We start from the raw sequence: 26,317 nt of genomic DNA, 5'->3' as shown, positions 1-26,317 counted from the left end.
GTATATTGGATGAGCGAAAGTGAGGAAAAAAACACGCAAGAAAAGGCGGCTGTCGAAGAACCGGTAGTTGAAGAGATCGTTGAAGATGTTGTAGATGATACGGCACAGACGGAATCTCAAGACGCGGGTCAGACGGATGGGGCTGAAGCCAAGGCTCAAGAATTTCAAGAGAAGTTCATGCGTCTGCAGGCCGATTTTGCAAATTATAAAAAGCGCTCTTCAGCCGAACGTTTGCAAGTAGCCGGCGTTATCAAGGGAGAACTCATCAGTACGTTACTTCCTGTAATGGATAACTTTGAACGGGCTTTAAACGTACCGCAAGAAAAGCAAAGTGAAGAAGTAAGACCTTTTATTGAAGGATATGAAATGATTTACAAACAATTGGCCGGAGTTTTGGAAAAGGCGGGCGTCCGTAAGATCGAAGCTCTTGATAAACCTTTTGATCCGAACTACCACCAGGCGGTCATGAGAGTGCCTGCCGAAGGGGTAGCTAACGATACAATCGTAGAAGTGTTGCAAGACGGATATCTTTTAGGAGATAAAACGCTTCGACCGGCCATGGTAAAAGTAGCATTTAACGGTTAAATAATCGTGTATATATTGAGGAGGAATTCAGAATGGCAAAAGTTATAGGTATTGATTTAGGTACGACAAACTCCGTAGTCGCTGTTATGGAAGGCGGCGAACCTACGGTTATTACCAACTCGGAAGGTTCTCGTTTAACACCGTCCGTAGTAGGTTTTTCAAAAACCGGTGAACGTCTTGTAGGGGAATTGGCAAAGCGCCAGGCTATTTCCAATCCTGAAAATACGGTAGCTTCTATTAAACGTCACATGGGTGAAAGCTATACCGTAAAGATTGAAGGTAAAGATTATACGCCTCAGGAAATTTCGGCTATGATCTTGCAGAAATTAAAAGAAGATGCCGAATCGTATTTGGGCGAAAAGGTGACGCAGGCTGTTATTACAGTTCCGGCTTATTTCTCCGACAGCCAACGCCAAGCAACAAAAGACGCCGGTAAGATTGCAGGCCTCGATGTATTGCGTATTATCAACGAACCGACGGCGGCAGCTCTTGCATACGGCCTTGATAAGGGCGGTGAAGGTAAGATTCTCGTATTCGACTTGGGCGGCGGTACATTCGACGTATCTATCCTCGAATTGGGTGACGGTGTCTTTGAAGTTAAGGCAACGAACGGTAATACTCACTTGGGTGGCGACGATTTCGATAACGCCGTTATGAACTGGCTGGTAGAAGAATTTAAGAAACAAACGGGCATCGATCTTTCACAGGATAAGATGGCCGAACAGCGCTTGAAAGATGCGGCTGAAAAAGCAAAAATTGAATTGTCCACTGTTATGTCGACAAACATTAATTTGCCGTTCATTACAGCAGATGCCAGCGGTCCGAAACACTTGGATCTTACGCTGACGCGGGCTAAATTCAATGAATTGACGTCAGACCTCGTACACGCTACGATGGAACCGACTCGCCAAGCTATTAAAGATTCGGGTCTTTCCATCGATGAAATTGATAAAATTATCCTCGTCGGCGGTTCCAGCCGTATTCCGGCTGTTCAGGAAGCTATTAAAAATATTCTCGGAAAAGACCCGGATAAGGGCATTAACCCCGATGAATGCGTAGCTATCGGTGCGGCTATTCAAGCAGGAGTTCTCGTAGGCGATGTTAAGGATGTATTGCTTCTCGATGTTACTCCCTTGTCTCTCGGTATTGAAACTATGGGCGGTATCTTCACGAAGATTATTGAACGCAACACGACCATCCCGACGGAAGGCAAACAAATCTTCTCGACAGCTATGGATAACCAACCGTCCGTTGATGTTCATGTCTTGCAGGGCGAACGTGAAATGGCCGCAGACAACAAAACGTTGGGCCGTTTCGAATTGTCCGGTATTCCTGCAGCTCCCCGTGGAGTACCTCGCATCGAAGTTGCCTTCAATATCGATGCCAACGGCATTGTCAATGTATCGGCAAAGGACCTCGGCACAGGTAAGGAACAGAAAATTACCATTACGTCTTCGTCCGGTCTCGACCAGAGTGAAATCGACCGCATGGTAAAAGAAGCGGCTGCTCATGAAGCGGAAGATAAGAAGCGTAAAGAAGGTATTGAAGCTAAAAATAATGCCGATTCCCTCGTATATCAGGCTGAAAAGACGCTGAAGGAAGTCGGTGATAAAGCCGATCAGACTAAGGTTTCGGAAGTTAAAGATAAGATTGCCGCTTTGAAAGAAGCACTTAAGAGCGAAGATACGGAACAGATTAAAGCCGCATCTGAAGCATTGACGAAACCGCTTTATGATTTAACCGGCGATATGTATAAGCAGGCTGAAGCACAACAACAGGCTCAGCAGTCATCCGGTCAGGAACAGGCACAGGAATCGACGAGTGCCGGTGACGACAATGTAGTCGATGCGGATTACCAAGTCGTAGATGATGATAAGAAATAAGAAGTAAGAAAAGGGGCAGCTCGGAATGAGTAAAAAGGATTATTATGAATTGCTCGGTGTATCGAAAGATGCGAGCGAGGCTGATATAAAAAAGGCGTTCCGAAAACTGGCCATAAAATATCATCCTGATAAAAACCGGGATAACCCGGAAGAAGCGGAAAAAAAGTTTAAAGAAATCAATGAAGCATACAGTGTTCTTTCCGATAAGGACAAACGGGCACAGTATGATCAGTTCGGACCCGACGCCTTCCAAAACGGAGGCGCCGGTGCCGGCGGTTTCGGCGGCTTTGGAGGCTTCGGTCAGGGCGGTTTCGGCCAAGGCGGATTCCAGGGTGACTTCAGCGGATTCGGTGATATTTTCGACTCCTTTTTCGGCGGCGGTCGGGCACAACGACAGAATGGACCCGAACGAGGTGCCGATTTACGATATGACTTAGACATTACTTTTAAGCAAGCCGTTTTCGGTGATGAAACGGAAATCCAGATACCGAAGGATGACACATGTGACCATTGTCACGGTAACGGTGCCGAACCGGGAAGCAAGGTGGATACTTGTCCCGAATGTCACGGTACGGGGCAACAAAGGGTCGTACAAAATACTCCCTTCGGGCAGATGGTCAATGTTCGTACGTGTTCTCATTGTGGCGGTACAGGTAAGATTATTGAAAAGAAATGCAAGAAGTGCCACGGAACGGGTACGATTCGTGTGCGTAAAAAGATTAAAGTCAAGATTCCCGCAGGCATCGATGACGGTCAACGATTGCGCATAGCCGGTGAAGGTGAACCGGGAGTGCGCGGCGGCGGTCGCGGTGACTTGTATGTATACATTTTCGTGCGTAAAGATCCGAACTTTGTTCGTCGCGGTAACGACATTATTTCGCAGCAGACCATCAGCTTTACTCAGGCAGCATTGGGTGCTACTATTCGTGTAGAGACTATGGATGGTAAAATTGACTTAAAAATCCCTGCAGGAACACAGACCGGAACCTTGTTCCGTATTAAGGGCAAGGGGGTTCCCGTCCTCGGGTCCAAGGATCGTCGCGGCGATCATCATGTTCAAGTCAATATTGTCGTGCCGAAACGTCTCAACTCTGAACAGAAACGTTTGCTTAAAGAATTCGGTATAGCCGGTGGAGAAGATTGGCTTATTGAAGATGAAAGTAAGGGTAAAAAGGAAAAAAACAAAAAAGAAGGAATCTGGGACAGGTTGACGAAAATAGTCCGTAACAGATGTATCGGATACAGTCAATTTGCAGCCGGAATGTAGGTCTTACAGGCTGCGGACAACGAGTTTGTTCGCAGCCTTTTTGTCGTATAAAGGAGATGTGTATATGGAGTGGACGGAAATAGGATTACACGTGCCGGTTGAAAGTGCCGACAGTGTTTCATCCCTTATTTGGGAATCCTTGGTGAATGTATCCGTAACAGACGGAGAAACGGATGAAAAGGGCATGAAATCTCTGACTGTGTATACGGAAGCTGAGGGACAACGTGTGGCTGAAGAAATTCGTCGACTCTTAGATTCTTTGTGGCAGGAACATACATGGCAAGACTATGATTTGACCGTTCGGCAAGGTGAGGGAACGGACTGGTTATATGCATGGCAGGAGTTCTTTCATCCTAAAAAAGTATCTGCACGTTTTTGGGCGGCACCGGTAGGAGAGTCCGTGTCGGTACGAGAAGGTGAGGAAGTTATTCGTATCGAGCCGGGAGCTTCCTTCGGCAGCGGATTTCATGAAACAACTTGCATGTGTATTCGTTTCCTGGAAGACTTTGTTAAACAGGGACAAGTCGTATACGATGTCGGTACGGGCACCGGTATTCTGGCTATTGCAGCTGCAAAGTGCGGAGCTTCTACGGTGCGGGCCGGCGATTACGATGAGCAGGCTGTAGAACAGGCTCGACTGAATATAAAATTAAATGCTGCAGATGCCTGTACGACCTTGGTTGTCAGTGACCTGTTAGAACAAATGGTGCCTCGAGGAGAAAAGGCTGATCTTATTGTAGGAAACCTGGTTACGGACCTGATTCTTCGTTTGTTGCCGAATTTAAAAGATTACTTAAAAGAAGGCGGTCTGTTCATTACGAGCGGTATTATTGATGAACGCGTAGGAGAAGTCATAAACTATGCTGAAAGATACGGTTTTTCCGTTGAACGGAAAGCATTTGAAAACGGTTGGTATGCCCTCGTGTTAAGGAGTATATAATGCGTAAATTATTTACAGATTTTCCTATAGAAGGGGAATTCTATTTATCCCCCGAGGACTCTCGCCATGTTGTTCGCGTATTGCGTCACGTTACGGGAGATGTTCTTACCGTATCGGATGGTACGGGGATTGCCTATACTTGTCTTATTGCAGATACGGCCGGTGAAAGGGCCTTGATGCGGCCGTTGAAAAAGATTGTACCTGAAGATGAAACAGAGCGACATGAGCTGATTTTAGCTGCCGCTTTGTTGAAAAATGATCGTTTCGACTGGTTGGTTCAGAAGGCTACGGAGTTGGGGGTAGACCGCGTCGTTCCTATACAAATGAAACACTGTGTAGTAAAATTAGATGAAAAACGTCGTAAAGAACGTTGTGCAAGATGGCAGAAAATAGCCCTCGAGGCGGCAAAGCAATGTGGTCGTACTCGAGTCCCTTCCGTTGATGAAGTGAGGACCTTAAAAGAACTTATACAAGAATACGACCGGTACTTTTTCTTTATCCCTTACGAAGGGGAAGAAAAAGCGGCACGGATTGCCGTTGAGCGGGCGGCCGGGGAAGATACTGTGATCTGTATCGGTCCGGAAGGCGGATACGCTCCGGAAGAAATAGAGGAGCTTACGTCATCTTGCGAACAATATGCCGTCGTATCTCTCGGCAAAAGAATTATGAGAGCAGAAACGGCGGCTTTGGCGGCTTGTTCCGTCATTATGTATGAAAGAGGATTTGTTTAATGCCGACTATTGCTTTTACTACTCTGGGATGCAGGGTGAACCAATATGATACGGACAGTATGCGCGGTCTTTTTGCCGCCGCAGGTTATGAAGAAGCGGATTTTAGCGGTCCGGCCGATGTATATGTTATCAACACTTGTTCCGTCACCCATGTAGGTGAAAAAAAGTCGCGTCAAATTATACGTCGTGCCAAACGAAATAATGCCGACGGCCTTGTTATTGTCACGGGTTGTTATGCTCAGTTATCTCCCGATGTATTATCAGCCATTCCCGGCGTGGATGCCGTTATCGGGACGAACGAACGAAAGTGCATCGTTCAAGTTGTCGAATCGTTACGTAACGAACGAAGCGGGCGGACTGTCCGGGCGGTACATGACATTATGGGAAGAGATGAGTTTGAAGAAATCCCTCTTTATCCGTCGGCAGTAGAACATACGCGGGCAGATTTAAAAATTCAGGAAGGGTGCAATAATTTCTGTGCCTATTGTATTATCCCTTACACTCGCGGTAGTCTGAAATCACGGCAACCCGATGCGGTTATTGAAGAAGCGAAGAGACTGTCTGCGGCAGGTTTTAAGGAAATCGTTTTGACCGGTATCCATTTAGGGGCCTACGGCATGGATTTGCCCGACAGGCCTACACTGGCACTCGTACTTAAAAGGCTCTTGGCGGAAACGGATATTGCCCGTATTCGTATGGGTTCTATCGAGTCCGTGGAAATCGGTGACGATTTGGTAGAGGCCATCAACTCTTCTTCCAGAATTTGTCCTCATTTACACTTACCCATGCAATCGGGGTCCGATGAGATTCTTAAGAGCATGAAAAGGCACTATACAAAGGAAGAGTATATACTCCTTATCGAAGACTTGCATAAAAAGATTAAAGATCTTACAGTATCAACCGATTTGATACTGGGATTTCCCGGCGAAACGGACGAGTTGTTTGACGAAACAATGGATACTTTGAAACGCCTAAAGTTTTCCCATATTCACGCCTTTCCCTATTCGCCGCGGGAAGGAACTCCGGCGGCACAAATGGAGAATCAGGTAAGCAGTGACGTAAAGAAAAAGCGTGTCGAAACGGTAAATGCCTTATCCAAAGAGCAGAAGGAAGAGATTCTCGACGGCATGATCGGTAAGACCGTTCACGTTCTTATTGAAGAGGTAAAGGGGACGACAGTTGAAGGATTTTCGGAACAGTACGAACGTATACGTGCGGAAGTTCCGACCGCTTATACGAGCGGTCGTATTATAAAGATACTCCTGACGGGCCGTGACGGTACGATTTTGACGGGAGTAGAGAAGGAGGATGTATGATGGAAGATTGTATTTTTTGTAAAATTACGGCGGGTGAAATACCGAGCAAAAAAGTGTATGAAGATGAAGATTTTTACGCCTTTGAAGATATTGCTCCCGTAGCGCCTGTACACGTATTGGTTATTCCCAAGAAACATGTTAAAAGTATTGCGGCTCTTACACAGGATGATGCGGCTGTGGCAGGGCGTATGCTCTTTGCCATTCAAAAAGTGGCAGCCTCCTTGGGCCTTGCTGAAGACGGGTATCGCGTAGTTTTCAATACGGGAGAAAAAGCGGGTCAAACGGTACACCACATGCACGCTCATATTTTGGGCGGTAAAGAGATGGCATGGCCCGGAGTATAATATGACGAAGAAGAAAAAAAAGGTAACAGTTACCTTTAACTCGTCCGCTTTGATTCGTATTGCAGCAGTAGCCGCCTTGGCCGTCATTATCGCCTGGCTGGCTGTAAAGGGATTATAAGCAATCGGATGAATCTCAATGAGGTTCATCCGATTTTTTTATGTATTTTTAAGAAAGAGTTTAAGTAATTTCACAGAAAGAACGGCTATACTGAAAACATGAGGTGATAAGGTGACGGATTATAAAAGGTTCGGCTATAAGGGTGAAGATCTGGCTGCCGATTTTTTGCGTCGTAAAGGGTACGATATTGTGGCTGTCAATTATACGACCTCTTTCGGAGAAATCGATATTGTAGCCAGGTATAAGGGGACCACGGTTTTTGTGGAAGTAAAATCACGACGATCCGAACGGTTCGGCGTACCGGCGGAAGCGGTTCATTACAGAAAACGCAGAAAAATTGTCAAGACGGCGCAATGCTGGCTTCAACAGTATAAGGAGAACGACCGTCCTTGCCGCTTTGATGTCATCGAAATCCTAAAAACGAAACCCTCTTATGATATAAGACATATTACACATGCTTTTATAATGGAGTGTTGATTCATGTTTTCACGTATATACGGGGCCGTCCTATTCGGATTGAACGGTTGTTTAATTACAGTAGAAACAGATATTGCTAACGGCTTACCGTCTTTTGATATTGTAGGTTTGGCTACTGTAGCTGTTAAAGAAGCAAAGGAAAGAGTAAGAACAGCTGTCAAAAATAGCGGGTTAGCCTTTCCCGTACGTCGAATTACCGTCAATCTGGCACCGGCGGATATGAAGAAAGAAGGGGCGGCACTGGACCTGCCCATTGCCGTGGCTTTATTGGTATCAAGCGGACAAATTGCACCGGAATCATGTGAAGATTCCGTATTTATCGGGGAACTGTCGCTGGACGGTCTTATCAGGCCGACTGTCGGGGTTTTATCCATGGTCATTGCTGCTAAAGAAAGGGGCATGAGAACTGTTTACGTCAGCCCCGAGAATGGAGACGAAGCTCTTTTATGTGAAGGGATAACGGTTTATGAGGCCGAGACTTTCGCCGTACTATCCGATCACTTACGAAAGATACACTGCCTTTCTCCCTCTTCAGCTAAAATGTTACAGGAGGAAGATAAGGAATATCATAATGACTTTTCGGAAGTACAGGGACAGGCAGTGGCTAAAAGGGTGATGGAAATTGCCGCTGCAGGAGGGCATAACCTGCTTATGACAGGCCCTCCGGGGTCAGGTAAATCTATGTTGGCAAAACGGATGCCCACTATTTTACCGCCCATGACCTTAAACGAGTCTTTAGAGGTTACGAGAATTTACAGTGTAGCCGGTATATTGAACAAGGCAGGTCGCATTACGGAAAGGCCCTTCAGAAGTCCCCATCACACCGTATCTGCAGCAGGTCTTATAGGAGGAGGTTCCGTGCCTAAGCCGGGAGAGGTGACACTAAGTCATAACGGCGTTCTCTTTTTGGACGAATTGCCCGAGTTTTCTCGTTCCGTTCTTGAAGTATTGCGCCAACCACTGGAAGACGGTGATGTGAGAATCGTACGTGCACGGGCTTCTTTAGCCTATCCGGCATCCTTTATCCTTATTGCGGCCATGAATCCCTGTCCATGCGGTTATTTGCATGATAAAGATCACGTTTGTACTTGTTCGGCCGGAGAAATCAGAAAATATGTACGTAAAATTTCAGGGCCTTTATTGGACCGCATCGACTTGCATGTTACCGTTGAACGCCCTTTATACAGTGAATTATCTTCATCGCAGCGGCAAGAATCATCTGCGGCTATTCGAGAACGTGTTACGGCGGCAGCGAACATTCAGGCGATGCGCCTGAAACCGTACGGAATCTTACGTAACGGTTTGATGGGGCACAGAGAGATTCGTGAAACATGTCCGCTTACGAGCGAAGGAAAAGAATTAGCGGCTCGGATTTTCCAACATTTGAAATTGAGTCCTCGCGGGTTCGATCGACTCATAAAGGTTGCCAGAACTATTGCCGACTTGGCCGGTTCCGATGTGATTGAAGCTTGCCATATTACGGAAGCGGCTGCTTACAGAGATACGGTACAGCGCCAGTAAGGATGAAGGAAGGGATACTTATAAAACGTGAAGGGGAAAGAGAATGCTTAACGGCTCTGGCGGCCATGCCCGGAACGGGTCCCGGCACCTTGCGTGATTTATTTGAAAAGTGCGGTACGGCGGCGACGATTTGGTATGAAGGGGAAAGGGATGAAAGACTGCCTGAAAAATTCAGGCGAGCCTTGGTAAGCTGGCGTACCCAGTATTCGTTTGAACGGACAAAAGAAAATTTAAAAAAATACGAAGCCGTTGTTCTTACGTGGAATGATGAATCTTATCCTAATTTACTGCGCTGTACCGTGAATCCGCCGCCTGTATTGTATTATTGCGGTCGTCTCTTGCAAACGGAAAAGACCGTGGCTCTTGTGGGATCGAGGAAGGCCGATACGTACGGGTTACGTGCGGCACACAGGTTAGCACGCACCTTGGCTGAGGCCGGTGTAACCGTTGTCAGTGGAGGAGCGAGAGGCATTGACACGCAGGCACATTTAGGTACCTTGGCGGGTGGAGGAATGACGTGGGTTGTAACGGGGGCCGGTTTGGATAAAACGTATCCGCCGGAAAATGCGGCCTTGTTTCGGAGAATTATCGGAGCAGGCGGTGTCGTTTGCAGCGAATTTCCTTTCGGAACACCGCCTTTGGGGCGTAATTTTCCGGCTCGCAATCGTGTTATCGCCGGCCTTTCGCAAGCCGTAGTCGTAGTAGAAGCGGCCTTGCGAAGCGGGTCTTTGATTACGGCGGATTTTGCCCTGGAAGAAGGGCGTGATGTTTTTGCCGTACCCGGTTCCGTATACTCACCACTATGTGCCGGTACGAATCGTTTGATTAAAAGCGGTGCCGTACCGCTTTTATCCGGTAAAGAATTATTGGAGACCTACGGTTGGCAAGAAGAGGTGAAAAAAAGAGGAAGGAAAGCCTTGCCACCTCTATCTAAAGGAGCCGGCCGTATTTATAAACTGATGCAAGGCGATCGCTCCGTAAGCTATGAAGAGCTATGTGCCGAGACGGCCTTATCGCCGGCGTGTTTGGCCTCGTCCTTGACGGAACTGGAAATGGCGGGACTTATCGATGTTTCGGCACAACAATATTTTTTAAAAATAGATTAGGTGACAAATGTATATAAACGGCTTTATTATCGAAAAAAGACGCCCTGAAAAGGGCGTCTTTTTTGACCTTAAAGGTAAAATAGTATAGAATTATAAATAATTAATTTTTCAGTAAGAAAGGAATAAAAATGCGTATAAAGACATTGGCTTGCCTGGCTTTAGCCGTATGTATTTTTGCGGCACCCGTAAGTGCAAAAGATAAAAATAAGACTGCGGATATGTTCTTAAACGGATGGGGAAACGTTGCAGTTCCCGATAGCTTATATATCCAATCCGGAACCCAACAGTTATTGATCGCCCAGGAGACGGGAAATGATATGACGTCGTATATTGCCCAAGCTCTTCCGGGAGTAACCCCTCATACCTATCAGTTGGTTAAGGTCTATAAGGGAGAGTTCCAATATGCATATATGATGCATTATTCTCTGTTGTCTTCCGATGTAAAAACACTTATCGGCACCGATTCCATAACGCTGACAGCTATGAATGATGCTTTGACCGGCCGATTACCTCGTAATTTTTATGTAGCTGAAAATATGCATGGCGTCAAAGTGAACGGAAATACTTATTATATAGGGACTGTCAATGGAGATTTATTCGTAAATAACGGAAGATTTACGGAAGCCGTTCGCATTCTTGTTGCACCTCGAAGTTCCGGGGCGGATGTGATACTGATCTTCGGTCAAAATGAGGATAGTGGAGACTTGTTGTCGACTGTAACGGACATATTGGTGCGAACCAAAAATACAAAAAAATAATTGAGAAAGGGTGGAAGCAGTATGATACGCTTTGAATGTGACTATTTGGAAGGAGCTGTTCCGGAAATCCTTGAAGCCCTAGCCGCTTCGGCAGGAGAACAGCATCCCGGGTACGGGACGGATGAACGTACGGAACATGCAAAGGAATTGATTCGTCAGGCTTGTGACGCTCCCGATGCGGGAGTATACTTTGTTGTCGGCGGCACGCAAATCAATCTTACCGTTATCGGAGCGGCTCTAAAAAACTATCAAGGTGTATTGGCTCCTGTGACTTCTCATATTAATGTTCATGAAGCCGGAGCCATTGAATTAACGGGTCATAAGGTATTGATTCTTCCGTCTGAAGACGGAAAATTACAGCCTCAACAGATTGAAGAATACTGTCGTGCCTATCAGGCTGATACACACGGGTTTCACATAGTTCAACCGGGTATGGTTTATATTTCGCAGACGACGGAAACGGGAACCCTCTATTCAAAGGCCGAATTAGAAGCCATCCACGATGTTTGTCGTCGTTACGATCTCATCCTTTTTGTAGACGGCGCTCGCTTGGGGTATGCTCTCGAATCTCCCGACTGTGATATGACGTTGCCCGACTTGGCGCGACTTTGCGATGTCTTTACCATAGGCGGTACAAAGCAGGGGGCTCTTTTCGGAGAAGCAGCCGTCATTACGAATGAGACCCTGAAGCGTGAGTTCCCTTACCATGTGAAACAGCGCGGTGCTTTATTAGCTAAGGGATGGCTCTTAGGATTGCAATTTGAAACTCTTTTTACAGACGATTTGTATTTTAAGGCTGCTCGTCATGCGGCTGATTTGGCCGTCGTCTTACACGAAGGATTAAAAAAACTGGGATTCGACTTCTTCTATCATCACAGGACGAATCAACAGTTACCCATTTTGACGAAAGAACAATGCGATAAGTTGGCGGAAAAAGAATTTACTTTCGATCATTTCGGGGACTTACCGGACGGTCGTGTAGCTATTCGCCTCTGTACTTCGTGGGCTACCAAGGCGGAAGATGTAGATGCCTTATTGACAGCTATGGAAGAGCTTTAAACCGAATAAAAAGGGTAAGACCGTCAGGTCTTACCCTTTTTTTGTAGGTGCAGGTCTTCGGCATATGCCTTATCGGCCTGAGCTTTAGTAATAAGCTCCTGGTCCGCCATTCGGTCGAGAACTATTTTTTGACGACTCTTGGCAGCTTCATAATTTTCGAAAGGATTGTAGTAAGTGGGTGCCTGAACCAATCCTGCCAACATAGCTGATTGGGCCAGTGTCAGGCTTTCAGGGGAAATGCCGTAATAAATTCGACAGGCCTTGGAGATTCCGTACGCATCGGCACCGAAATAGGCCGTATTAAGATAAGCGGCAAGAATGGCGTCTTTACTGTAGTTTCGTTCCAGTAAGACAGCTAAGTACAACTCTTTCAACTTTCTGGAAAAGGTGCGCTCTTGCGTTAAAAAGACATTTTTAACAACTTGTTGACTGATGGTGCTGCCGCCCTCAACCGTGTCTTGTGAATATAAGTTGACGAGGCCGGCTCTAAGAAGACCGAGAACGTCGATAGCCCCGTGGTCGTAGAAACGTTTATCTTCAACTGCGACAAGAGCTTTTTTCATGGAAGACGGAATATTATCGTTTCGTACATATGAGGGGATCCCGTTCAGTTTTTGTTGCATAGCTTCACGGAAGTGAAAATACGGAGATATGGAATTTTCTTCGGACTCGGCCTGTACTGTCTGAGCCGGTCGAGCCGTGTCACTGAAATGACTCCATGCGGCCGTTACGGCAAAGGCCAGCACGAAGAAGAGAATATACTTTATTTTCATAGGCCCTCCTCCGGGTGAATTATAGCATATTCGCAAAGAAACGGCAAAAATAAGCGGTTTATACCTGAAAAAAAGGGATGTTGCTAAAAATATATATAGAAAATATACAAAATACTTGCATAAAATAACAGATAAGAGTATACTCTCATCATAGCATATGGTAACGTCACAGGTTGATGTGGCACAGGTAGAAAGGAGCAGTAACATGAGTGAAATAAAGAAGATTGTCTTAGCATACTCGGGCGGTTTGGATACTTCCGTCATTATACCGTGGTTAAAAGAAAACTATAACGGATCTGAAGTTATAGCCGTATGTGCCGATGTAGGTCAACCCGATGACTTTAAGGCCGTTGAAGAGAAGGCATACATGTCGGGAGCCGACAAGGTATATATTGCAGATGTAAAAAAAGAGTTTTTAGAAAACTATGTATGGCCTGTAGTGAAGGCCGGCTGCGTATATGAAGGAAAATATCTTCTCGGCACGTCTTTTGCACGGCCGTTGATTTCAGCCAAATTGGTAGAAATTGCAAAAAAAGAGGGAGCCGATGCTATTTGTCACGGTGCAACAGGAAAGGGAAACGACCAGGTTCGTTTCGAACTGACCGTCAAAGCCTTGGCACCGGAAATGAAAATAATTGCACCTTGGAGAGTTTGGCATATTAAGTCCAGAGAAGATGCCTTGTCATATGCAGCGGCTCATGATATCCCTATTGCACATCAAAGTACGGATAAGCCTTATCCGTACAGCATGGATTGGAATATTTGGCACTTAAGTCATGAAGGTGCGGACTTGGAAGACCCGGCTAATGAACCGCAAAATGATGTATACTTGGTAACGACGCCGCCTGAAAAAGCTCCGGATATGCCCGAATACGTAAGCATTGACTTTGAAAAAGGGGTTCCCGTGGCCGTGAACAGTGAAAAGCAGGGAGCCGTTCAGTTATTGACGACTTTGAATGAAATAGGAGCACGCAACGGTATCGGTATTGTCGACATTGTAGAAAACCGTCTCGTAGGGATGAAAAGCCGGGGCGTATATGAAAACCCGGGCGGAGCCCTGATTATGTATGCTCACAAAGAGTTGGAATATCTCTGCCTCGATAGAGCTACTATGCATTGCAAAGAGGAATTATCCGGTAAGTACGCAGACCTCGTTTATGACGGCATGTGGTTCTCGCCCTTGCGCGAAGCTTTGGCGGCCTTTGTAGATGTTACTCAGGAAACCGTAACGGGTACCGTAACATTGAAGTTATATAAGGGTAATATTATCAGTGCCGGCTCCGTATCTCCTTATTCATTATACAGTGAAGAATTCGTTACCTTCGGCGAAGATGATGTGTATAATCAACAGGATGCGGAAGGGTTTATCAATCTTTTCGGATTGCCGTTGAAGATGAGAGCCCTGATGTTGCAGGCAAAGAAAAAGTAGCCGTGTACAAACGGGGAAAAGAGGAATAGGTATGAAATTATGGGGCGGCCGATTTACGGCAGAAACGGATAAGGCCGTAGAAGCTTTTACGGCGTCGATTCATTTTGATCGGCGTATGTATGCCGAAGATATTTGCGGCAGTATCGTACACGCTGAAATGTTGGCAAAGGAAAACATTATTACACAGACTGACAAGAAGGATATTATTGAAGGGTTAAAAAAGATATACCGCCTTATTGAAAAAGATGAATTCGAGTTTTCCGATGCGGCTGAAGATATTCATATGAGCGTTGAACAGAAATTGACGGATATGATCGGTGAAGGCGGGAAGCGTTTGCATACAGGACGATCTCGTAATGACCAGGTGGCCTTGGACACGCATTTATATGTGCGTAAGGCCGTTACCCGGACGGGGAAGCTTCTGTTGCGCCTACAGAACTCTTTGTTGGAAGCGGCGAAGCGGTATGAAGATGTTATTATGCCCGGCTATACCCATTTGCAGAGAGCGCAGCCCATTTTGTTCAGTCACCATATGATGGCTTATTTTGCCATGCTGTCCCGTGATTTTAAATATCTATCCCTGACCAGAGACTTGGCTGACATGATGCCCTTGGGTGCCGGGGCCTTGGCGGGTACGACATGGCCTTTGGATCAGGCTTATGTGGCAAAGCGACTGAAATTCACGACATTATATGAAAACAGCCTCGATGCTGTGAGCGACAGAGACTACATTATTGCTTTTTTGGAATTTGGCGCTCAAGTAATGATGCACCTAAGTCGTCTTTCTGAAGAGTACGTTCTCTGGTCATCGGCAGAATTCGCCTTCATTGAACTGGATGATTCTCATTGCACAGGGTCGTCTATTATGCCGCAAAAGAAAAATCCCGATATTTGTGAACTTGTCCGCGGTAAAACAGGGCGGTTCTACGGGCATCTTATGGCTCTTCTCACTGTAATGAAAGGTCTTCCTTTAGCTTATAATAAGGATATGCAGGAAGATAAAGAAGGACTGTTCGACGCTGTCGATAATTTACACTTCGCACTGTCCGTATATGCCGATATGATCGATAAGATGACCGTCTGCAAAGATCGCATGCGGGCTGTATTGGAAGGCGATTTTTCAGATGCGACGGATATGGCCGACTACCTTGTCCGTCAAGGACTTCCTTTCAGAGAAGCCCATGCCGTCACGGGCCATGCCGTCCGGTATTGTATTGAACACGGTAAGGTCTTGAAGGACTTAAGTCTTGATGAATTGCGGACATGGAGTCCCGTTTTTTCAGACGATGTTTACGAAGCTTTACAAATCGAGTCTTGCGTAAGAGGGCGCAAAACGTATAGCGGTACGGCTCCCGAATCGGTTTCTCGACAATGTGCGGACGGTGAAAGGCTTTTAAGATCGGAAGAAGCACAAATCTCGGCTTGGGAAGATATGGATCGTCATGTATATGCCATTTTGAAATAGGAAAAATCCCTTTTTTTTACTACGAAATATGGATAACTTGTTGCAATAGAAAAAATCCATGTTATAATAGGGATGTAGTTAATTAATAACGATAATTTATTAGTAATCACAGGAGGAAGTAACAATGGATAAATACGAATGCACAGTATGCGGTTACATTTACGATGAAGCTGAAGGCGATCCGGATAACGGCGTAGCTGCAGGCACGAAATGGGATGATGTTCCGGCTGACTGGGTATGTCCTTTGTGCGGTGCCGCAAAAGACGCATTCCAGAAAATGTAAGACTTTAAAATACCGTCACTTTCGTGACGGTATTTTTTTGCCCTTTTGCACTAGTCGGGTAGAACCTGTTATGATATGGTTATAAATTTTTCGGGCAGGAGAGTGAGTAACTATGACATATGAAGAAATACGTGCCGCCGCTAAGGCTAAAATGAAGGGGTGTCGTGTCTGTTCTCAATGTGACGGTCGCGGTTGTATCGGTCATATACCGGGGTTCGGGGGATTGCGACGCAGTCGTTCGTTTTTGCGTAATATAGCGGCACTAAATGAATACGGGTTGATTATGAACAGTCTGAGGGGCATAGAAGAACCGTCGACGGAAACGGAGTTTTTCGGACAAAAACTGTCCATGCCCGTCATGGTAGCCCCTATCGGAGCCATTACCCTGAATTGTAAGGTAGAAGGCGAACCGGAACAAGTCGAAAAAGAGTATGCCCTTGCTGTAGCGGCCGGAGCGGCTACAGCGGGAACGCTAGCTTTTTGCGGAGATGGCGGAGCTCCTTATATGTATGAAGGAACCTTGGCGGCTTCAGCGGCTTGTCCCGGGCGAGTGATTCCGACGATTAAGCCGCGGGAAGACGACAAGATTATTGAAAAAATCGCTCGGGGTGAAGCGGCGGGAGCTCCGGCGACAGCTTGTGATATAGATGCGGCTACACTGGTAAATATGCGACTTCTCGGCCAACCGGTAGGTCCTAAAAATGAAGCGAGTATTCGTCGTATTTGTCAGGAATCTCCCTTACCCTTTGTCGTCAAAGGAATTATGTCTGCCAAAGAGGCAAGAATTTGTGCCGATGCGGGAGCGGGTGCTATTGTAGTGAGCAACCACGGCGGGCGTATTCTCGATGATATGGCCGGCACAGCCGATGTTTTGCCGGAAATTGCCGCTGAAATTAAGGGTAACATACCTGTTTTTGTCGACGGCGGTATTCGTTCGGGTGAAGATGTACTTAAAATGTTGGCTCTCGGGGCCGACGCTGTTCTTATCGGCAGACCGGTGGCCGTAGCCGCCATAGGCGGAGGCGCTGAAGGCGTAGCTCTGTATTTGGATAAAATTCGCAGAGAACTTATAGATGCTATGGTTATTACGGGAACGGCGGATGTACGCCGTGTAGACGCATCGTGTCTTAAAAAATTAGTATCCTGACAAGAATAAGCAATACAAAGCCCCTTGCAGATTATCTTATGGTGACCTGCAAGGGGCTTTTTGTATAGTTTATTTTGAATCTATGTGTTCTTCACGCGTCAAGTTTACATCTTTCAAGGGGATAAGACTGGTTTTGTGCTTGAACTTGTGATAGAAGAAAACGGCTAAGAATACGGGAATACCTATGTAAGCAACACTGGCGCCGTACCAGTCGATTTCAGGGCCTGTGAAGGCCGAATAATTCTGTCCTGCCGTAACGATAATGCAAAGAATAAGGGCCAAAATCGGTCCGAAGGGAAATAAAGACGCCTTGTAAGGCAGGGCGGACAAGTCCTTATTTTGAGCCTTAAAAGCACGGCGGAAACGATAGTGACAAATAGCAATACCTATCCAAGTAATAAATCCGGCCATGCCGCTGATATTGACAAGCCAGTCATAGGCCTTGCCTTCACCGATAAGAGAAGTGAGGAAGGCGGCGAGGCCGAAGATAGCCGTAGCAAAGAGGGCGTTGGTAGGTACGCCGCGTTTATTAAGCTTTAAGAAGATTTTCGGAGCTTGTCCCGTCTTGGCCATAGCGTAGAGCATACGCGTCGATACGTATAGGCCGGAGTTGCCTGCCGAAAGAACGGCCGTAAGAATAACGGCATTCATGACGGAAGCGGCGGCAACGAGGCCGAAGCGTTCAAAAACAAGGGTAAACGGGCTGATGGAAATATTTTCCACATCCGTGTTCAAAAGGTTCGGATCCGTATAAGGAATAAGGAAGCCGATAACGACGAAGGCACCTAAATAGAAGAGGAGAATTCGCCAGAAAATGGAGTGGACGGCTTTGGGAATATTTTTTTCCGGGTCTTCACTTTCACCGGCCGCAATGCCGATCATTTCCGTCCCTTGGAAAGAGAAGCCGGCAACCATGAAAATACCGAGAACGGCAGCACCGCCGCCTACAAAAGGAGCTTCCCCGACAGTCCAGTTCGTAAAGCCGGGTGCTTCACCGCCTACGCCGAGGATGAGTAAGGTACCGACGACGAGGAAGGTAACAACCGTAATAACTTTGATACTGGAGAAAATAAATTCGCTTTCACCGTAAGAACGGGTCGATAAATAGTTAAGGAAAAAAAGGATGACCAGGAAAATACCGCTCCATACGGAAGCCGGTACATCGGGGAACCAGTATTTCATAATGAGTGCCCCGGCTACGAGTTCGGCAGCCAGTGTTATGGCCCAGTTAAACCAATAATTCCAACCCAGTGCAAAGCCTAAGGACTTATCGACATAACGGTTGGCGTATGTCTCAAAGGACCCGCTGACCGGCAGATAAGCCGCCATTTCACCGAGACTGGTCATAAGAAAGTACACCATAACGCCGATGAAGGCATAGGCCAACAAGGCCCCTCCGGGACCGGCCGTACTGACTGTTTCCCCGCCGGCAACGAAAAGGCCTGTACCGATAGCGCCGCCGATGGCGATCATGTTCATGTGACGGGCCTTCAGGCTCCGTCGTAACTCTTGCTTTTCTTCTGACATGTGAGAAATCACAACCTTTGTATAAGATATAATAAATTCATAAATAATACATAATATTATAACGAAAGAGAAAGGCTCTGACAATTACTTGAAGACTGTAAATGTGTAATAAATATGTTGCATCTGAAGAAACGGCGTTGTACGCATAAATAAAAGTCCCTTGCTAACCGTGGTTTTCCCTTATAAAGTGCGGTATAATGAAAAAAATATACTGTTTCTCAACAAAAGGAATGAAAGATATGAACCTTACGGCCAGTCGTCAGCAAATCGATGAAATTGACAAACAAATAACGGCTTTGTTGGAAGAACGAATGAAAGCCGTAGCCGCTGTGGCAGCCTATAAAAAAGCTCACCGTATGCCCGTACTCGATGCAAGCAGAGAAGCAGCCGTTCTGGATAAAGTAGCCGCCTTTACTTCAGATAAGCTGCTGGTTCCTTATATTAAGCGTATTTATCAGGCCTTAATGGATGAAAGCAAGGTTTATGAAGACGATGAAATGAAGAGGAACGGATAATGGTTGAAGGAGAAGTAATTTCAGGGACAGTTGAACGCCTGCTTTTTGAAGCACCCGACTCGGATTACCTCGTTTTTCGCATTCGCCGAGATGACGGTGCCTTGCTGACTGTAACGGGAAACGGAGTAAAGCCCTTACAGGGGGACCGATTGGAGATACGAGGTCACGGAACAATCCATAAAAAATACGGAGCTCAGTTTGCCGCTTCTTCGTGGAAGCGGCTTTTGCCGGATACGGCGGAAGGTATTGAAAACTTTCTTGCCTCAGGTGCTGTCGACGGTATCGGTCCGGCTTTGGCTAAGCGGCTTGTTAACGCTTTCGGGTCGGAAACGATGAAAATCATGATGAATGAACCCGAGCGGCTTAAGGAAGTTGAAGGAATAGGGCCGAAAAAATTAACGGCTCTTACAGCGTCTTTGCAGGCGGAAAAAGACGTTAACGAGTTGGCCCTTTTGTTGGAAACTCACTATATCTCAGGTCGTTATGCCAAACGCTTGTTGGCGGAATACGGTGATGAAGCGGCCTATGTGCTTGAACACGAGCCTTACAGAATGATTCGTGATATTGACGGTATCGGGTTTAATACGGCCGATCGAATCGCACTGGCTTTTGGAACGGACCCGACGGGAACGGAACGGCTGTCGGCAGGTATCGAGTATGTATTACAGGAAATGACGTCGAACGGACATGTATGCCTGCCTGACGATGAATTGGTCGAAAAGGCGGCGAATGTGTTGAAGGCCGAACCCGTACATATTCGCGATGTATTAAATGAGACCTTGATAACCGGACGTCTTGTAGCTGAAGATTGCAGCGGTCTGACCTATATATATACGGTTGATGCTTATGAGAAGGAGCTGCGTGTTGCCGACGACATTCGCAATCTGGTGGCTATGATACCGTTAAAGACTCATGTCAATATAAACGAGTTTATAGATCGGTGGCAGACAGAACGGGAATTTACGCTGGCAGACAAGCAAAGAGAGGCGGTCGAGAGATCTTTGGACTCGGGACTGACCGTGATTACCGGCGGTCCCGGTACAGGTAAGACGACAGTTGTAAAGGCCATTATCGCACTGGCTGAGCAGGAAGGACTGAATATTTTGCTGTGTGCTCCTACGGGTCGAGCAGCGAAACGACTGGCCGAAACAACTCAGCGTAAAGCCAAGACTATTCATCGGCTTTTAGGACCTGCCGGATATGTAGGGACACATCCCTTATTCGATCATAATCGAGACAATCCTCTGGAGGGCGATTTAATTATTGTTGATGAGGTTTCCATGCTCGATTTGGAATTGACGGACTGCCTTTTGGAAGCCTTGCCCGGCCATTGCCGGTGTATCTTTGTAGGAGATGCGGATCAGTTGGCTTCTGTCGGTGCCGGTGCGGTTTTGCATGATATTATTCGGTCGGAAACAGTACCTGTCGTACGTTTGGAAACTATTTTTCGGCAACAGGAAGGCGGCCTTATTGTCACCAATGCGCACCGCATTAATCACGGTGGTATGCCGGTTGTGGACAAAGAAGGAGAATTTTGTTTTATAGAGACGAATGATGAGGACAAAGGCGCTCATCTTGTTGCCGATCTATACGAGAAAGAAGTGATGTCTACGGGCGGGGACATTTTCTCAGTTCAGGTTCTGTCACCTATGTACAGGAATGCATGCGGCGTCGATGCTCTGAATCAATTGATTCAGAAACAAGTAAATGGCGCCGATGCCGCAAAGGCGGAGTTGAAAAACGGTAATATACTTTTTCGTACAGGCGATAAGGTTATGCAAAAACAGAATGATTATGAAAAGGGCGTGTTTAACGGGGATATGGGAGCCGTCTTCGCGCTCGGTAATGACAGCATGCATGTACGCTATCCCGAGCAGGATATACGCTACAAAGGAAATGACTTGGGAGAAATATCTCTGGCTTATGCCGTAACGGTCCATAAAAGTCAAGGGAGTGAATATGATACGGTTATTATTGTCCTTGTAAACAGTCATTCCATTATGTTGCAGCGAAACCTTTTATATACGGCCGTTACACGTGCCAAGAAGAAGGTAATCCTTGTAGGTACGAAGGCGGCACTGCAACGAGCTGTAAGGGCTACCGATAAAAGTAAGCGGTATACCTTATTGGCTCAACGATTGAAAAGAGATGAAATATGCTGAGTCGTGGGGGAAAGTTTTTAAAAAATCTTCTTTTTCCGCCCGCTTGTCCCGGCTGTGGGTGCTATGTCTCTACTGAAGCCGAGTGGTGTGAAGTTTGCCGAAAAAATTTACTGCATCCCCGCTTTTTGGATGACAGCAGACGAAACAGACTGGACGGTTGCTATGCCCTATGTGATTATTCGGAGCCCGTACAACGAGCTTTAACGCATCTTAAGTATAAGAGAAAACGACAGTACGGTCGCGCTTTCTCGGATCTGCTGGAAGCCTTTCCCTTCACCCGGCGATTGGAGATGTATGATGCCGTTGTGCCTGTGCCGCTTTACCCTTTGAAGGAAAGGGAAAGAGGATTTAACCAAAATGATATTCTCTTCCGTTCGTGGGCCCAAAGACACGGTTACATGTGGCTACCTGCGTTACAACGAATTCGGCCGACTGGTTCGCAGGTCGGCTTGGCACGTAAAGAGCGACAGAGCAATTTGAAAGCGGCCTTTACCGTGGTTGCCGGCAAGACCGTGAAAGATTGTCGCCTGTTACTGGTTGATGATGTATATACGACGGGAGCGACTTTACAGGCCTGTGCCGCCGCTTTAAAGCGAAACGGTGCCGTTGAAGTGACCGGACTTGTTATAGCTTCGTCGCGCAACTGAAAACCCCTTCTTTACAATTTGTAAAGAAGGGGTTTCGTTATTTGTTTATTTTCCCAATGTATCGATAAAGGCTTTTACAATTTCCGGATCGAAGAGAAGCCCCGAAGCGGAGAACAGCTCACGTACAGCCTGTTGCTTCGTCTTAGCCCAAAAATCCGCAGACGGATTAATAATTGTATCATAATAATCGGCTACGGCAATAATGCGGGCACCGAAGGGAATATTGGCACCGCGCAAGTGCTTGGGGTAACCCGAACCGTCCCAACGTTCGTGATGATGAACGATATAGGGAATAATGTCCTGACAACAAGGAATGTTTTCCAGCATATTACCACCGGCTGCAGCATGACGCCGGTACAGAGCCTTTTCCGAACGATTCAGATAAGGGGCCTTGGCCAGTAAGGAATTGGAAAGACTGAGTTTTCCTATGTCATGTAACAACGAAGCGTATTTAATCAACTCGATTTCGCTTTTCGGCAAGCCGAGTTTGGCAGCCACACTGACGCTGTAGTTGGCAACCTGCAAAGAATGTCTGTACAGGCGTTGACTCTTCATTTGTAAGAATGAAACGAGATTGGCTGTAATCGCTTCCAGTGATTCTTTTTCATCAAAGCCCATGCCGGCAGATTGACTCAATGATAACATGTACATGGGGATAAGACCTTTCTGATGCGGACAAACAAACTAACGATTATTCATTGGGAGGCCGTTTGGGGTGGCGCAAAATATTAATCATTTTGGCACTCGTGCGCTTTAAACGAGCTCCCGTATTTTTGACTCTGCGAGCTGTAGAGACTTTGGACTTACGCGTGGGACGCATATCCCTAATGGAACCGAAATCGCCACGACGGACGCTGGTTGCCTTGATGCGATCCGACTTTAAGCTGATTTTGAAGATGTTCATTAACCGATTTAAATTCAAGTCCGTCGAAAAACTGTACAAGTCGACGGCGGCATATGATAAAACGGGGTAATAATGAATACAGACGTGCGTATTACCCGATAAGGCCATGCACGTCATTTCATCAGTTGATTGAAAAAAACTGATTCCCTCAAGTTTAACATCTGCCTGAGCAAATGCTTTTTCTATGGACGGCCGCAACTCTTCCGGTTCGGAAATTACGAGTCGGCAGTTGTAAAAATCAATAAGTAAATGCTTACCTAAAGTATTAGTCATTCCGTTCACCTGTCTATGTATTTGCAGTTCATTATAATATTTTTTTGACCCCTTGTAAACGCGAACGAATGTACCCTCGGGGGTATATCTTGAGAAAGAGAAGAGGAAAAACCGATACCTTATTGTGACAAAGCCGAAAAGAAAGGGATAAAAGAAATAAAAGGACTCTTCTCGTTTTGAGAAGAGTCCTTTTATATAAATATAGAATAAAGGAAACCCGGCTGTTCGGAATAGGAAAGGCTTACCCCTTGACAGGAGTGAAAGTAAAGTCTGTACCGTCGAAATCGATGCGTACAGTTTGGCCTTCACCGATGCGACCGCTGATAATATCACGGCTTAAGGCCGTTTCTACGGTATGCGTGATGAGGCGGCGCAAGGGACGAGCACCGAACTGAGGTTCATATCCTTTATCGGACAGTTCTTCCAAAGCCCGATCGGTCCACGTCAAGGTAATATTCATTTGCTTTTGCAAACGGTTGCTGAGGTGTTCCAACAAAATACGGGCAATATCGAATACCTGTTCTTTTTTCAACGCTTTAAAGACGACAATGTCATCAATACGGTTCAGAAATTCAGGGCGGAAATAGGATTTTAAGATATCCTTAACCGATTTTTCCGCCGTTTCGAAGTCGGCAGCTTCAAGAATTTCATGAGAACCTAAATTACTGGTCATAATGATAACCGTATTTTTGAAATTTACTACGCGGCCCTTGCCGTCCGTCAGACGACCGTCATCGAGGATTTGTAAGAGAACGTTGAAAATATCGGGATGGGCCTTTTCGATTTCATCTAATAAGATGACCGAATAGGGATGACGGCGAACAGCTTCCGTCAACTGACCTCCTTCGTCGTATCCGACGTATCCCGGAGGCGCTCCGATAAGTCTTGACACGGTGTGCTTTTCCATATATTCGCTCATGTCGATACGTACGATATTGCGATCGTCGTCAAAGAGCGATTCAGCCAAGGCTTTGGCCAGTTCTGTTTTACCTACGCCTGTAGGTCCGAGGAAGATGAAAGAACCGATGGGACGATTCGGATCTTTAATGCCTGCACGAGCACGCATAATAGCATCACTTACGACGCGAACCGCTTCGTCTTGGCCGACGACTCTCTGATGGAGTGTATCGTCCAAATGAAGGAGCTTTTCACGTTCACCCGTCATCATCTTTGTAACGGGAATACCCGTCCAACGACTGACAACCTGTGCAATGTCTTCTTCACTGACTTCTTCTTTCAATAAGTGGCTGTCTTTTTCTTTCGAAAGCAAGTCTTCCTGTTCGGCTAATTGACGTTCCAATTCGGGTAACTTTCCGTATTTTAATTCGGAAGCCTTTGTTAAATCATAATCCCGTTCGGCCTTTTCCATTTGATGGCGTACGTCATCCAGTTCTTTTTTCAAGGCCTGAGTACGTAAAATTGCCTGTTTTTCCTTATCCCAACGAGCTTTTAATTCTTCTTCTTCTGCAACCAGTTCCTTCTTCGTGTCGACAATTTTAGCCAATCGTTCTTTAGAAGTATCATCCGTTTCTTTATTTAACGATTGTTCTTCAATTTCCAGCTGCATGATTTTATGACGAATTTCATCGAGCGGTGCCGGCATGGATTCAATTTCCGTGCGAAGCTTTGCAGCGGCTTCATCGACGAGATCAATCGCCTTATCGGGAAGGAAACGGTCGGAAATATAGCGATCCGAAAGAACGGCAGCGGCGACCATGGCATTATCACGAATGCGGACGCCGTGATGGACTTCATAGCGTTCTTTCAAGCCGCGAAGAATGGTGATTGTATCTTCTACAGAAGGCTGGTCCACCATAACCGGCTGGAAGCGGCGTTCCAAGGCGGCATCTTTTTCAATGTATTTCTGATATTCATTCAAGGTCGTAGCACCGATGCAACGGAGTTCGCCGCGAGCCAGCATAGGCTTCAACAGATTGCCCGCATCCATAGAGCCTTCTGAAGCACCGGCACCGACGACCGTATGGATTTCATCGATAAATAAGAGAATCTGGCCGTCCGATTTAACGATTTCATTGAGGACGGCTTTAAGCCGTTCTTCGAATTCACCGCGATATTTAGCTCCGGCAATGAGAGACCCCATATCGAGAGAGTAGAGGGTCTTGTTTTTCAGAGATTCCGGAACATCACCGGCAACGATACGACCGGCTAAGCCTTCGACAATAGCTGTTTTACCGACACCGGGTTCACCGATGAGAACCGGATTGTTCTTGGTACGACGCGAAAGTATTTCGATGGTACGGCGAATTTCTTCGTCTCTACCGATGACGGGGTCGAGCTTTCCTTTACGGGCGGCAGCCGTCAAATCGCGGCCGTACTTTTCCAAAGATTTATAATTATCTTCAGGATTATCGGATGAAACGGACTGCTTTCTGTTTGCCTTAATGGAAGAGAGAATCTTATCGGCATTTAATCCGAATTGACGGCAAACTTCCTGCATACTTTCATCACTGTCTTCGGCAACGGCTAAAAGCAAATGTTCTGTGCTGACGTAATCGTCGTGCATAGCTTCGGCACGCTGTTGAGCCTTGCCGATGATACGTACCATTTCTGTCGACATGGACAGGTTACTTGAACCTTGAACGGACGGAATCTTTTTAAGCATCTGTTCCAACTTGGCTCTTAAAAGCGGCAAATCAGTTTTACAATCGCTGAAAATAGAGGCTAAGAGACCTTCCGGATCTTTGGTTAGACCGATCATCAGATGAACGGATGTAATTTCTTGATTATAGTGGAGAGCCGCCGTCTGTTGTGCATCTTGGAAAGCGGCCATTACCTTTTGTGTGTATTTTTCATTTCCCATAGTATAAACCTCCTTAGCGGTCAAGAGATAGGAACGATTCATTCATTTAAACTTCTTTATGTTCTCGACTACAACTATGATTATACACTTAAAAGTCAAAAAGTCAAATATTGGAAAGAAAAAATAAAAGTGATTTTATCTTATCTTTTGAGATGATAGTAAATAAAAATAAAACTATCATTTAAAAAAGAGGGATAAATAATTACAAATAAATCTTTTTAAGAAAAAATAGAGTAAATAGCTGAAATATCCCCCAAAGGCTGTGA

24 protein-coding genes are annotated in these 26,317 nt (G+C 46.1%); 19 read left to right on the top strand and 5 right to left on the bottom strand.

Features of this window, described 5'->3' with window-relative positions:
- The first annotated feature begins 9 nt into the window (after nucleotides 1-9).
- The 12 genes from grpE (at nucleotide 10) to HMPREF9429_RS03220 (ending at nucleotide 12,105) form a co-directional block, all read left to right on the top strand.
- Entirely contained in the window at nucleotides 10-585 is a 576-nt protein-coding gene (gene grpE, locus HMPREF9429_RS03275; protein ID WP_006941588.1) for a nucleotide exchange factor GrpE, read from the top strand.
- Between the two features lie 32 nt (nucleotides 586-617).
- Nucleotides 618-2,468, top strand: coding sequence for a molecular chaperone DnaK (dnaK, locus tag HMPREF9429_RS03270; RefSeq protein ID WP_006941586.1), 1,851 nt, complete (start codon nucleotides 618-620; stop codon nucleotides 2,466-2,468).
- Between the two features lie 25 nt (nucleotides 2,469-2,493).
- The gene (gene dnaJ, locus HMPREF9429_RS03265; protein ID WP_006941584.1) at nucleotides 2,494-3,735 is read left to right on the top strand and encodes a molecular chaperone DnaJ; all 1,242 of its coding nucleotides are present in this window, start codon (nucleotides 2,494-2,496) and stop codon (nucleotides 3,733-3,735) included.
- A gap of 64 nt (nucleotides 3,736-3,799) precedes the next feature.
- Nucleotides 3,800-4,675: a 50S ribosomal protein L11 methyltransferase gene (locus HMPREF9429_RS03260; protein ID WP_006941583.1), complete on the top strand. Its 876-nt coding sequence runs from the start codon at nucleotides 3,800-3,802 to the stop codon at nucleotides 4,673-4,675.
- Nucleotides 4,675-5,406, top strand: coding sequence for an RsmE family RNA methyltransferase (locus tag HMPREF9429_RS03255; RefSeq protein ID WP_006941582.1), 732 nt, complete (start codon nucleotides 4,675-4,677; stop codon nucleotides 5,404-5,406). The genes HMPREF9429_RS03260 and HMPREF9429_RS03255 overlap by 1 nt, the downstream gene beginning before the upstream one ends.
- Nucleotides 5,406-6,722 carry a tRNA (N(6)-L-threonylcarbamoyladenosine(37)-C(2))-methylthiotransferase MtaB gene (mtaB, locus tag HMPREF9429_RS03250; protein ID WP_006941581.1) on the top strand — a complete coding sequence of 439 codons (1,317 nt, stop codon included), beginning with the start codon at nucleotides 5,406-5,408 and terminating at the stop codon, nucleotides 6,720-6,722. Before HMPREF9429_RS03255 ends, mtaB begins: the two co-directional genes overlap by 1 nt.
- The gene (locus tag HMPREF9429_RS03245; RefSeq protein WP_040773586.1) at nucleotides 6,722-7,066 is read left to right on the top strand and encodes a histidine triad nucleotide-binding protein; all 345 of its coding nucleotides are present in this window, start codon (nucleotides 6,722-6,724) and stop codon (nucleotides 7,064-7,066) included. The genes mtaB and HMPREF9429_RS03245 overlap by 1 nt, the downstream gene beginning before the upstream one ends.
- A gap of 229 nt (nucleotides 7,067-7,295) precedes the next feature.
- Nucleotides 7,296-7,661, top strand: coding sequence for a YraN family protein (locus HMPREF9429_RS03240; RefSeq protein WP_006941578.1), 366 nt, complete (start codon nucleotides 7,296-7,298; stop codon nucleotides 7,659-7,661).
- A 3-nt stretch (nucleotides 7,662-7,664) separates the two neighbouring features.
- Nucleotides 7,665-9,182, top strand: a complete 1,518-nt coding sequence (locus tag HMPREF9429_RS03235) for a YifB family Mg chelatase-like AAA ATPase (RefSeq protein WP_006941577.1) — start codon at nucleotides 7,665-7,667, stop codon at nucleotides 9,180-9,182.
- Nucleotides 9,183-9,184: 2 nt separating this feature from the next.
- Nucleotides 9,185-10,288: a DNA-processing protein DprA gene (dprA, locus tag HMPREF9429_RS03230; RefSeq protein WP_006941576.1), complete on the top strand. Its 1,104-nt coding sequence runs from the start codon at nucleotides 9,185-9,187 to the stop codon at nucleotides 10,286-10,288.
- Nucleotides 10,289-10,416: 128 nt separating this feature from the next.
- Entirely contained in the window at nucleotides 10,417-11,046 is a 630-nt protein-coding gene (locus HMPREF9429_RS03225) for a hypothetical protein (RefSeq protein WP_006941575.1), read from the top strand.
- Nucleotides 11,047-11,067: 21 nt separating this feature from the next.
- Complete coding sequence (locus HMPREF9429_RS03220; RefSeq protein ID WP_006941574.1) at nucleotides 11,068-12,105, top strand: threonine aldolase family protein; 1,038 nt, start codon at nucleotides 11,068-11,070, stop codon at nucleotides 12,103-12,105.
- A 23-nt stretch (nucleotides 12,106-12,128) separates the two neighbouring features.
- Here the strand turns inward: HMPREF9429_RS03220 and HMPREF9429_RS03215 are convergent, their stop codons facing one another.
- Complete coding sequence (locus HMPREF9429_RS03215; protein ID WP_006941573.1) at nucleotides 12,129-12,878, bottom strand: transglycosylase domain-containing protein; 750 nt, start codon at nucleotides 12,876-12,878, stop codon at nucleotides 12,129-12,131.
- 205 nt (nucleotides 12,879-13,083) lie between these two features.
- Here HMPREF9429_RS03215 and HMPREF9429_RS03210 point away from each other — a divergent pair, with 205 nt between their 5' ends.
- From HMPREF9429_RS03210 to HMPREF9429_RS03195, 4 genes are all read left to right on the top strand, one after another.
- Nucleotides 13,084-14,307, top strand: a complete 1,224-nt coding sequence (locus HMPREF9429_RS03210) for an argininosuccinate synthase (RefSeq protein ID WP_040773583.1) — start codon at nucleotides 13,084-13,086, stop codon at nucleotides 14,305-14,307.
- Between the two features lie 31 nt (nucleotides 14,308-14,338).
- Nucleotides 14,339-15,772 carry an argininosuccinate lyase gene (argH, locus tag HMPREF9429_RS03205; RefSeq protein WP_006941571.1) on the top strand — a complete coding sequence of 478 codons (1,434 nt, stop codon included), beginning with the start codon at nucleotides 14,339-14,341 and terminating at the stop codon, nucleotides 15,770-15,772.
- Between the two features lie 124 nt (nucleotides 15,773-15,896).
- Nucleotides 15,897-16,055 carry a rubredoxin gene (gene rd / locus HMPREF9429_RS03200; RefSeq protein WP_006941570.1) on the top strand — a complete coding sequence of 53 codons (159 nt, stop codon included), beginning with the start codon at nucleotides 15,897-15,899 and terminating at the stop codon, nucleotides 16,053-16,055.
- 112 nt (nucleotides 16,056-16,167) lie between these two features.
- Nucleotides 16,168-17,202, top strand: a complete 1,035-nt coding sequence (locus HMPREF9429_RS03195) for an alpha-hydroxy-acid oxidizing protein (protein ID WP_006941569.1) — start codon at nucleotides 16,168-16,170, stop codon at nucleotides 17,200-17,202.
- A 69-nt stretch (nucleotides 17,203-17,271) separates the two neighbouring features.
- On the opposite strand, the gene HMPREF9429_RS03190 is transcribed toward HMPREF9429_RS03195, so the two are convergent.
- The gene (locus tag HMPREF9429_RS03190; protein WP_006941568.1) at nucleotides 17,272-18,729 is read right to left on the bottom strand and encodes an amino acid permease; all 1,458 of its coding nucleotides are present in this window, start codon (nucleotides 18,727-18,729) and stop codon (nucleotides 17,272-17,274) included.
- A 239-nt stretch (nucleotides 18,730-18,968) separates the two neighbouring features.
- On the opposite strand from HMPREF9429_RS03190, the gene HMPREF9429_RS03185 reads away from it, so the two are divergent.
- The 3 genes from HMPREF9429_RS03185 to HMPREF9429_RS03175 are packed head-to-tail and all read left to right on the top strand — an operon-like array spanning nucleotide 18,969 to nucleotide 22,053.
- Nucleotides 18,969-19,244: a chorismate mutase gene (locus HMPREF9429_RS03185; protein ID WP_040773579.1), complete on the top strand. Its 276-nt coding sequence runs from the start codon at nucleotides 18,969-18,971 to the stop codon at nucleotides 19,242-19,244.
- Nucleotides 19,244-21,406 (top strand): SF1B family DNA helicase RecD2, encoded by a 2,163-nt coding sequence (recD2, locus tag HMPREF9429_RS03180; protein ID WP_006941566.1) that lies wholly within the window; start codon nucleotides 19,244-19,246, stop codon nucleotides 21,404-21,406. The genes HMPREF9429_RS03185 and recD2 overlap by 1 nt, the downstream gene beginning before the upstream one ends.
- A complete protein-coding gene (locus HMPREF9429_RS03175; protein ID WP_006941565.1) occupies nucleotides 21,400-22,053 on the top strand; it encodes a ComF family protein in 654 nt (217 codons plus the stop codon). The genes recD2 and HMPREF9429_RS03175 overlap by 7 nt, the downstream gene beginning before the upstream one ends.
- A 45-nt stretch (nucleotides 22,054-22,098) precedes the next feature.
- Here HMPREF9429_RS03175 and HMPREF9429_RS03170 read toward each other — a convergent pair whose 3' ends face one another.
- From HMPREF9429_RS03170 to clpB, 3 genes are all read right to left on the bottom strand, one after another.
- On the bottom strand, nucleotides 22,099-22,704 hold the full coding sequence (locus tag HMPREF9429_RS03170; RefSeq protein WP_006941564.1) for an HD-GYP domain-containing protein: 606 nt from the start codon (nucleotides 22,702-22,704) through the stop codon (nucleotides 22,099-22,101).
- A gap of 40 nt (nucleotides 22,705-22,744) precedes the next feature.
- The gene (locus tag HMPREF9429_RS03165) at nucleotides 22,745-23,230 is read right to left on the bottom strand and encodes an S-adenosylmethionine decarboxylase family protein (protein WP_006941563.1); all 486 of its coding nucleotides are present in this window, start codon (nucleotides 23,228-23,230) and stop codon (nucleotides 22,745-22,747) included.
- A gap of 241 nt (nucleotides 23,231-23,471) precedes the next feature.
- On the bottom strand, nucleotides 23,472-26,051 hold the full coding sequence (gene clpB / locus HMPREF9429_RS03160; RefSeq protein WP_040773576.1) for an ATP-dependent chaperone ClpB: 2,580 nt from the start codon (nucleotides 26,049-26,051) through the stop codon (nucleotides 23,472-23,474).
- Nucleotides 26,052-26,317 lie beyond the last annotated feature (266 nt).

This window comes from Megasphaera micronuciformis F0359 (assembly GCF_000165735.1).
Classification (GTDB): domain Bacteria; phylum Bacillota; class Negativicutes; order Veillonellales; family Megasphaeraceae; genus Megasphaera; species Megasphaera micronuciformis.
Note: the sequence above shows the minus strand (reverse complement) of the source record. Positions and strands in the feature narration are given on the sequence as shown.